The following is an 8,005-nucleotide window of genomic DNA, read 5'->3' as shown; positions in this document are numbered from 1 at the left end:
GCCGATGACATCCTGGCCGCCGCGCGCACCTTCATCGTCGCCGGCGGCTATAACGGGTTCAGCTATGCGGATATCGCCGAGGTGATCGGCATCCGCAAAGCGAGCATCCATCATCATTTCCCCAGCAAGGTCGACCTGGTTCAAACCCTGGTGCGGCGCTACCTCGAGGATGCCGTCACCGGCATGGCCGAGCTTGAGCGCAATATCCCTGACCCGGCTGAATTGCTGCGAACCTATGCCGGCTTTTGGGCCCAGTGCATCGAGGACACGAGCAGGCCGATCTGCGTCTGCGCCCTGCTCGCCAGCGAGCTTCCGGTCCTTCCTCCCCAAGTTGCCGTGGAGGTCCGGGCCTATTTCCGATTTCTCTCCGGATGGCTGACCGATGTCATCGAGCGTGGCGCCGCGAAGGGCGCATTGACGATCTCCGCCACACCGCGCGCCGAGGCGGAGGCCTTCATGGCGACCGTGCACGGCGCGATGCTTTCCGCCCGGGCCTACGGCGATGCCCTGACCTTCGGCATGATCCTGGCGCCGACGCTGCAGAAGCTGATCCCGGCGATCGATTGAAAGTAAGGACCAGCCGCCGCCGAAGAGGCGGACCCGGCCTTTTGCGGATTCCTTGTGGCTACGCCGCCTGCGCCATCCGCTCCGCGCTCATCCGATACGATATCGCCTCGGCGAGATGGATGCGGCCGACCGCCTCGCTGGCGTCGAGATCGGCGAGTGTGCGCGCCACCTTCAGCACGCGATGATAGGCCCGGGCCGAGAAGGCGAGCTTCTCGCTGGCGTCCTTGAGCAGCGTCAACCCGGCGGCATCGGGCCTGGCAATCTCTTCGACGACCGCCGGCGGGCAATGCGCGTTGGTGGTGGCGCTGGCGATGCCCAGCCGTTCGAGGCGCTCGCGCTGGATCGAGCGGGCGCGTGCCACGCGTTGCGCGATCGCTGCGCTCGGCTCGGCCTTGTCGGGGCGGATCAGGTCGCTTGCGGAAACCGCCGGCACTTCGATCCTCAGATCGATGCGGTCGAGCAGCGGGCCGGAAATGCGCGCCTGATAGTCGGTGCGGCAGCGCTCGCCGCGCAGGCAGCGGTAACCCGGCTCGCCGGACATGCCGCAGCGGCACGGGTTCATCGCCGCCACCAGCTGGATGCGCGCCGGATAGGTGACGCGGTGGTTGGCGCGCGCGATCATGCAGTCGCCAGTCTCCAGCGGCTGGCGCAGCGCATCCAGCGTTTGCGGCGAGAATTCCGGGAACTCGTCGAGGAACAGCACGCCGTGGTGCGCGAGCGACACTTCGCCGGGGCGCACGCGCAAGCCGCCGCCCACCATCGCCGCCATCGAGGCCGAATGATGCGGCGCGCGGAACGGCCGTCGGTCGGTCAGCTTGCCCTCGCCGAGCTCGCCTGCGACGGAAGCGATCATCGAGACCTCGAGCAACTCCTTCGGCGCCAGCGGCGGCAGGATCGACGGCAGCCGTTGCGCCAGCATCGACTTACCCGAGCCGGGCGGCCCGACCATCAAAAGATTGTGCCCACCGGCCGCCGCCACCTCCAGCGCCCGCTTGGCGCTCTCCTGGCCTTTGATGTCGGCAAGGTCCGGCAGGTCGCGCGCCGCGACCTGGATGCCGGCCTCGGGCCGCGACAGCACCTGCGTGCCGCGAAAATGATTGGCGATGGCGATCAGGCTGCGCGGCGCCAGGATATCGAAATCCTTGCCGGCCCAAGCTGCTTCCGGCCCGCTGGCGAAGGGGCAGATCAGGCCTTTGCCTTCCGCATTGGCGCCGATCGCCGCCGGCAGCGCCCCGGCCACCGCGGCAATCGTGCCGTCGAGCGACAATTCGCCGAGCACCACGTAGCCGGCAAGCATATCGCCGGGAATGGCGCCGAGCGCGGCCATCAGGCCGAGGGCGATTGGCAAATCGTAATGGCTGCCCTCCTTGGGCAGATCCGCCGGGGCGAGGTTCACAGTCACCTTCTTCGACGGCATCGACAGGCCCGACGCATGAAGCGCCGCCTGCACCCGTTCGCGGCTCTCGGCCACCGCCTTGTCCGGCAGGCCGACGATCTGCATGCCGACCTTGCCCGGCGCGATCATCACCTGGACATCGACCGGCACGGCCTCGATGCCCTGGAAAGCCACCGTGCGAACCCGCGCTACCATTTTCCGCCCCCGGATACAGGCCCGCTCGCGGCGTTGCGATCAGGCCGCGAATGATACCAGCTCAAAACAACCATAGATTTTGGATTTAGGCAAGAACATTACAGGAACATTTGAGTGCGCGGCCATGGCTTCTCAAAGCACGGGCTTTTTTGGTCCAACAGACCGAGCTGTCGGCATCGAGGCAGAGACTGGGCGGTGGCGGCAGCAATACCGTTTTCCGGTTGGTGCCCATTCGGCTAAGGTGCGGCGGGCGCAAAATCGGACCTGGAGAGGGTGCGGGGGATTCGGTATGCGGACTGGATGCGCAATCTTGATCGGGTTTCTGATTGCCGTGCCTGCGGCCGCTGAAGACGCGCAGTGCCCAAAAGGTGCTCAGCTGGAGGAGAGCATCAGGGCCGCGCCCGAGTGCCTCGCGGCACACAAGCTGCATCAAGCCTGCGCCTGGGGATCGAGCGCCGACGAATTCATGTCGGAGGCCGTGATCGACAAATGCAAGGCAGTATTTTTTCATCAGCTCACCCGCGAGCAGAAGCGCCTGTATGAAAAGCGCACCGAAGCGTGCGGCGAACGCTATCCTGTTACGGAAGAGGGCGGGTCGATCCAGGTATACCTGGAGTGGATGTGTGACGAAGATCTCGCCACGACCTATTTCAAGTCTGCGAAGAATGGGCGAATTTCGGGGACGCCGCGTTGGAAGATACCAGATGTGGCTGAGTGAACGGATCATCCTGTTCGCGGAAACTGGGCTATCTGAGACATGACTGCCGTCCACGGTTGCGCAAATCGGAGGCTGCCCTGACGTTGCTTCATCGCTGGAACATCGGTCGGAAAAGCTCGGCCTTGCCTGCATGACCGTCGCCGTCATCATGCCGGTCCGAAACGGCGGCAGATTCCTTGGCGAGGCGCTTGCCAGCATGCAGCGCCAAAGCCTGCGGGACATCCTCATGCTTGTCGTCGACGACAGTTCAACCGATGACAGCATGGCGATCGCAGCGGGGCACGCGGCCCAGGATCCCCGCATCCGGGCCATCAGATCCAACGGCCGTGGCATCGTAGACGCGCTCAACCATGGGCTGGCGCACACGGATGTCGATTTCATCGCCCGCATGGACAGCGATGATGTCGCCGAGCCGGAGCGGCTAGAGCGCCAGCTGGCGGCGATGATGGCAAACGTGGAGCTGGTCGTCCTGGGGACCTCCGCGGTCGCGATCGGCGAGAACGCGGCGGCTATGGATATGGAGCCAGACCCCACGCGCGTCAACGCCTTGCTGCGCCGGCAAAACCCCATCCTGCACCCGACAGTGATGATGCGTCGGGCCGCCGTCGAACGCACCGGCGGCTACCGGCGGGCCTTCACCTACGCGGAAGACTACGACCTTTGGCTACGGCTTTCCCATATGGGTGAGCTCGGCAATCTGCCGCAGCGGCTGATGCGGCTGAGAACACATCCCGCTCAGACATCGACGGTCAACCGGCTCGACCAGCGCGCTGCGGCGGCGCTTGCGCGCTTGCGCTTCTTTGGCCCGTCGATAGGTGGCGAAGATCCTTGCGCGACCCCGCCTGCCGAAGCCGTTCTGGATTATCTTGAACGCCGGCATTCATCCGCCCTGCCGATACCAGAGGCGGAGATGAAGGATATCGCGATCCTGCTCCGCGCCAGCCATCGCCATGGTCGTTTGCCGGCAAAGTTACGGGTCGGCATGCTCGCGCTGCTGGCCGCGAACCGGCATTCGGTCGCGGCGCTGAGGCTCAAGCTGGCGATGCGCCTATGAAAAGGCGCATTCGTCGATGCCGCTGCTCGCGAGCCGACTCGCCGGCTGGTCCATTGACTGCTCGCTAGCCCTTTGCGGCAGCCGATCCGCCTCGATCAGGTCGCAGGCAGCGGCGATCCCGGAATAGAGATCGGCCTGGCGCCCATAGGCGATGCCGCTGGCGGAATAGGCGGCATTTCGTGCTCCGCTTACCTCCGCGATCGCCTCGATGAGTTTTTCAGGATCGAATGGTGTCGGAAGAACCTTACCCGCCGAAGCCTGCGCGACATGCGCGGCAAAGCCGCAGACATCCGTCGCCACGACAGGCAGTCCATTGATCAAGGCTTCGAGGATCACCGCGCCCGTCACCTCCACGCGCGCCGGATGCACCATCAGATCGGCTGCCGCGAAATGATCGATCAGCTGCGGCTTCGACATGTACCCCAGGAACCGGACGCGATCGGACAGCTCGACTGTTCGCAGCAACGAGGCAAGCCGATGGCTGTCGGGCGATAGACCGGCGACCAGGAGAACCGCGTTCGGAAAGCGGGCCAGCGCCTCGATCGCTCTGTCTAGCCCTTTGACACGGGGTTGCAGGCCGGTCCAGAGCCACACCGGGGCGCCCTGTTCGATACCCAGGCGATCCCTGACCGCAGCACGGATATCCGGGCTTCGGCGCTCCGGCTGGCAAAGTTCAGGCGCAATCGACGGCGGCAGGAGCGCGCTCCTGGAACGAAGCGCCGGATATCGGTCGAGGAGCATGTCCATCTGGCGGCGTGCGAGGCCTATGACCCGTGTCCGGGCGCCAGCCTCGAAACAGCCCGCCTCCAGCTCGGCGTAGGTGATGAAGCGGGGCAGCATCCGCCGCCAAAGACCTGTGCCGCGTCGATTGCGGGGGTAGTCGCCAAGGATGAGGATGTCGCAACCCGGGGAGGGATGGAACGCGATGGTCCTTTCATAGCGGTTCTCGGTGGCACGGCGGAAATCCGAGGCAAACGCCTGCATCCTGGCATGGTTGGAAAATCCGCGGCGTTTCAGGACATGCGTGGTGAAGCCCTCGGCGGAGACCTCTCCGGTGGTGTAAACGTCCACCTCGTGGCCGCGTTCGCAAAGCGCCGACGAAATGCGGAAAGCGTGGTCCTCGAGGCCGCCGCGTGGGTGGAGGCGGAATATCCCGATCGCAACTTTCAATCGTGGCGTGCCTGCCATGACGTTCCGGTTCATCGCTCCGCCGCCTGACCTATGAGCGTCCTGTAGGAGTTGAGCATCGTTTCGGCCGAGCGTCCGGCTTTCATGATCGACTGCCGCGCCGCCGCGCGCATACGATGGAGCATTACGTCATCGCCGACCAGCCCTGCGATGCGCGGCGTCAGCGCCACAGGGGTTTCGACCGGCACGACAAAGCCGTTGACGCCCTCGCTGATCATCAGCGCCGCGTCGCCGACATCGGTGGCCGCCACCGGGCAGCCCATTGCCAGTGCTTCGAGCATCGCCAGCGGCGTGCCCTCGATGCGCGACGGCAGCGCGAGCACGCTGCAGGCGGCATAGAACTGCGGCATCGCCGCACGGTCGAGGCTCGGCAGGTGGTGCAGGCGCCCCGCGATTCCGGCGCGACGGGCCGCCTTGCCGAACGCGGCCGTCATCGGACCGTCGCCCACCACGAGAAGACGGGCGCGGAGATGAGCGGCGAGGATCGGCGCGGTCACGGCCAGCAGGGCGAGCGGTCGCTTTTCCTCGCTCATCCGCCCGGCGAAACCGATGACGAAAGCGTCCTCCTCGATCCCGAAGCGGTTGCGCAGAGCCTGGCGGTCGACCCGTTGCGGGTTGAAGGCGCCTTCATAGTCGATGCCGTTGGGGATGACAGTCACCGCCTTCGCGTCGGCACCGCCTTCGGCGAGCGAGCGGCCGATTCTTTCGCTGATCGCAATGAAGCGATCGATGTGGCGCCGTACGCCGAGAGCCCGGCCCAGATGCCCTTCGGCGGCGTCATTGTGCAGAACGTCGAAGCTCACGATTGCCGGGAAGCGCGACTTGATCGCCTCCAGATTGGCATAGAGGAAGCGCGATCCGCTCGACAGGATTGCCCTGGAGCCGCGGAAGGCCAGAAGTGCGGCGACGAATTCGAACCAGTGTCGCCGGTCGAGCAGGTCCGGCAGATGGTAGATCTCCGGGGTGAGCGCGGCGAAGGTGGGCGTCAGAACGTTGTCACCCGGCTCGGTCGTCACGATGCTGAAGCGCCATTCGGCTTTCAGGCTGCCCAGGATATCGGCCAGCAGCACCTCGGCGCCGCCGATCGGCAGCCAGGGCACGATGACGAGAAGATGTGGACGCGCGTCTACCTTGTCCCGAGGCAACCCGGCCAAGGTGGAAAATGGATCATGACGGCGGCGTTGCAGTCGAGCCACCAGCCGGCGCCACCCGGGGAGCCGGCGCAGCCAGCTTTCCCTCATCGCCCCATGGGCCATGCGCATGGGTCGCGTCGAGGGTGCCACGGTGTTCATGGCCGTTCGGCGGTCCACAGCGCCTCATGCGCGGGGGCGGGAATCCGCTGCGCCGGGGTGAACGGTTTTATCGAGGCCGGCGGCGTGGCGAACTGGCTGGGATAGAGCGCGGCCAGGGCCAGTTTGTCGGCACTTTCGCCGATGGGCCAGAGCGAGCGCCTCGGCTTCAGCGGCGCGGCAAGGTTCTGGAACCGCGCCAGCCCGGCCGCGCGCTCCCGCCAGGTCGCGGCGTAGTGCAGGTCCTCGTAGAAGGCTATGCGCCAGCGCGCTTGGAGGGCTCTGTAGTGCCGCAGCACGATTTTGAGCACCACCATGTGGTCGATATGGCCACCGATACCCATCGGGCAGAACAGCCAGGGCTGCTGGCCTCCATGATCTTTCCTCGCCGCCGCGAAGATCGCCGCGGTGACGGCGCCGTCGAGACGCCGCGAGTCGTCGTCCGCCTTGGCGGTCTCGAACGGGTCGAAGCCGCGCAATGGCGCCTCGTCGAGGCCGCCGAGACAGCGGCGCAGCCCCACTTCCCGAGCGAAGGCCAAGTCCTCGCGCTGGCGCAGGCTGGAGATGGCGGCGATCCGCTCGTCGCCCTGGGTCGTGACCGTCCAGGGTCGGGCCAGGTAGCCCGAATTCGAGAACAGCGTGAGCAGGATGCCCTGCCGCCGCCGCCGCACGAAAGCGCCGAGCGAAAAGCAGACGTCGTCGCAGTGAGGAGCGAGGTAGAGATCATGCGCCGAGGTTTCCGCGAGGCCTGCCGGCGCGGCGCGCTGGCGCGTGGCCAGATCCTGCGCGGTGAGGCTCAGGCCGTGCAAAACCTTCGGGCCGAAGGACGCGATCGCGCTCCAGTTCATACCGCTGCGATCCACCAAGCTGACGGAGAAATCAAAAGTGTAGGTACTCTCCTGCAGGCTAAGGCTTTGTCTGGCAATTACTATTTTTGGGAGGGTTCGATCATGTCAAGCTCTGCACGGGCTCGCTCAACCGGCGGCTCCCATTTCTGGCCTGCCGGCAGCCGGAAGCTAGCTCCGCTTCGCCTCCACGCAGTCCCAGAACAGGCTGGCGATGTCGGCGCCGCCGAAGCGCTGCACCTCGCGCACGCCGGTGGGCGAGGTCACGTTGATCTCGGTCATGTAGTCGCCGATCACGTCGATGCCGACCAGGATGAAGCCGCGTTCCTTGAGCGATGGTCCGATGCGGGCGCAGATCTCCCGCTCGCGTGTCGTCAGCTCGGTCTTCTCGGCGCGGCCGCCGACATGCATGTTGGAGCGGGAATCATGTTCGGCCGGCACGCGGTTGATGGCGCCCACCGGCTCGCCGTCGATCAGGATGATGCGCTTGTCGCCCTTACGCACGTCCTTCAGGTAACGCTGCACGATATAGGGCTCGCGGAACAACTGGCCGAACATTTCGAGCAGCGAGGCGAGGTTGCGGTCGGCCTCGTGCAGGTGGAAGATGCCGGCGCCGCCATTGCCGTAGAGCGGCTTGACGATGATGTCGCCGAACTCCTTGCGGAAGGCGGCCACTTCCTGCGGATCCTTGGTGATCAGCGTCTCCGGCATCAGGTCCGGGAATTCGGTGACGAAGATCTTTTCCGGGCTGTT

General features: G+C 65.7%; 8 protein-coding genes. 3 read left to right on the top strand and 5 right to left on the bottom strand.

Annotated elements, in window-relative coordinates; translation table 11 throughout:
* A partial coding sequence (locus Q0L57_RS33915) for a TetR/AcrR family transcriptional regulator (RefSeq protein WP_296747606.1) occupies positions 1-567 on the top strand: 567 nt, incomplete at its 5' end.
* Positions 568-625: 58 nt separating this feature from the next.
* Here the strand turns inward: Q0L57_RS33915 and Q0L57_RS33910 are convergent.
* Positions 626-2,158: a YifB family Mg chelatase-like AAA ATPase gene (locus Q0L57_RS33910; protein WP_296747604.1), complete on the bottom strand. Its 1,533-nt coding sequence runs from the start codon at positions 2,156-2,158 to the stop codon at positions 626-628.
* A 310-nt stretch (positions 2,159-2,468) separates the two neighbouring features.
* On the opposite strand from Q0L57_RS33910, the gene Q0L57_RS33905 reads away from it, so the two are divergent.
* Both Q0L57_RS33905 and Q0L57_RS33900 read left to right on the top strand, forming a co-directional pair.
* The gene (locus tag Q0L57_RS33905) at positions 2,469-2,876 is read left to right on the top strand and encodes a hypothetical protein (protein ID WP_296747602.1); all 408 of its coding nucleotides are present in this window, start codon (positions 2,469-2,471) and stop codon (positions 2,874-2,876) included.
* 130 nt (positions 2,877-3,006) lie between these two features.
* Positions 3,007-3,930 carry a glycosyltransferase gene (locus Q0L57_RS33900; RefSeq protein ID WP_296747600.1) on the top strand — a complete coding sequence of 308 codons (924 nt, stop codon included), beginning with the start codon at positions 3,007-3,009 and terminating at the stop codon, positions 3,928-3,930.
* On the opposite strand, the gene Q0L57_RS33895 is transcribed toward Q0L57_RS33900, so the two are convergent.
* The 4 genes from Q0L57_RS33895 to gshB form a co-directional block, all read right to left on the bottom strand.
* The gene (locus Q0L57_RS33895; RefSeq protein ID WP_296747598.1) at positions 3,925-5,133 is read right to left on the bottom strand and encodes a glycosyltransferase family 4 protein; all 1,209 of its coding nucleotides are present in this window, start codon (positions 5,131-5,133) and stop codon (positions 3,925-3,927) included. The two genes, Q0L57_RS33900 and Q0L57_RS33895, sit on opposite strands and share 6 nt — an antisense overlap.
* Positions 5,130-6,410 carry a glycosyltransferase family 4 protein gene (locus tag Q0L57_RS33890; protein ID WP_296747597.1) on the bottom strand — a complete coding sequence of 427 codons (1,281 nt, stop codon included), beginning with the start codon at positions 6,408-6,410 and terminating at the stop codon, positions 5,130-5,132. Before Q0L57_RS33890 ends, Q0L57_RS33895 begins: the two co-directional genes overlap by 4 nt.
* Entirely contained in the window at positions 6,407-7,255 is an 849-nt protein-coding gene (locus Q0L57_RS33885) for a hypothetical protein (protein WP_296747595.1), read from the bottom strand. Before Q0L57_RS33885 ends, Q0L57_RS33890 begins: the two co-directional genes overlap by 4 nt.
* 168 nt (positions 7,256-7,423) lie before the next feature.
* Positions 7,424-8,005, bottom strand: a 582-nt coding sequence (gene gshB / locus Q0L57_RS33880) for a glutathione synthase (protein WP_296747593.1), incomplete at its 5' end; no start/stop codon positions are given.

The organism is Mesorhizobium sp., assembly GCF_024509055.1.
In the GTDB taxonomy this organism is placed as follows: domain Bacteria; phylum Pseudomonadota; class Alphaproteobacteria; order Rhizobiales; family Rhizobiaceae; genus Mesorhizobium.
This window is presented reverse-complemented; position numbering and strand designations above follow the sequence as displayed.

Coding starts and splice junctions, on each gene's coding strand:
- Q0L57_RS33910 (WP_296747604.1), bottom strand. CDS start 2,158: ATGGTAGCGCGGGTTCGCACGGTGGCTTTCCAGGGCATCGAGGCCGTG.
- Q0L57_RS33890 (WP_296747597.1), bottom strand. CDS start 6,410: ATGAACACCGTGGCACCCTCGACGCGACCCATGCGCATGGCCCATGGG.
- Q0L57_RS33885 (WP_296747595.1), bottom strand. CDS start 7,255: ATGAACTGGAGCGCGATCGCGTCCTTCGGCCCGAAGGTTTTGCACGGC.
- Q0L57_RS33895 (WP_296747598.1), bottom strand. CDS start 5,133: ATGAACCGGAACGTCATGGCAGGCACGCCACGATTGAAAGTTGCGATC.
- Q0L57_RS33900 (WP_296747600.1), top strand. CDS start 3,007: ATGACCGTCGCCGTCATCATGCCGGTCCGAAACGGCGGCAGATTCCTT.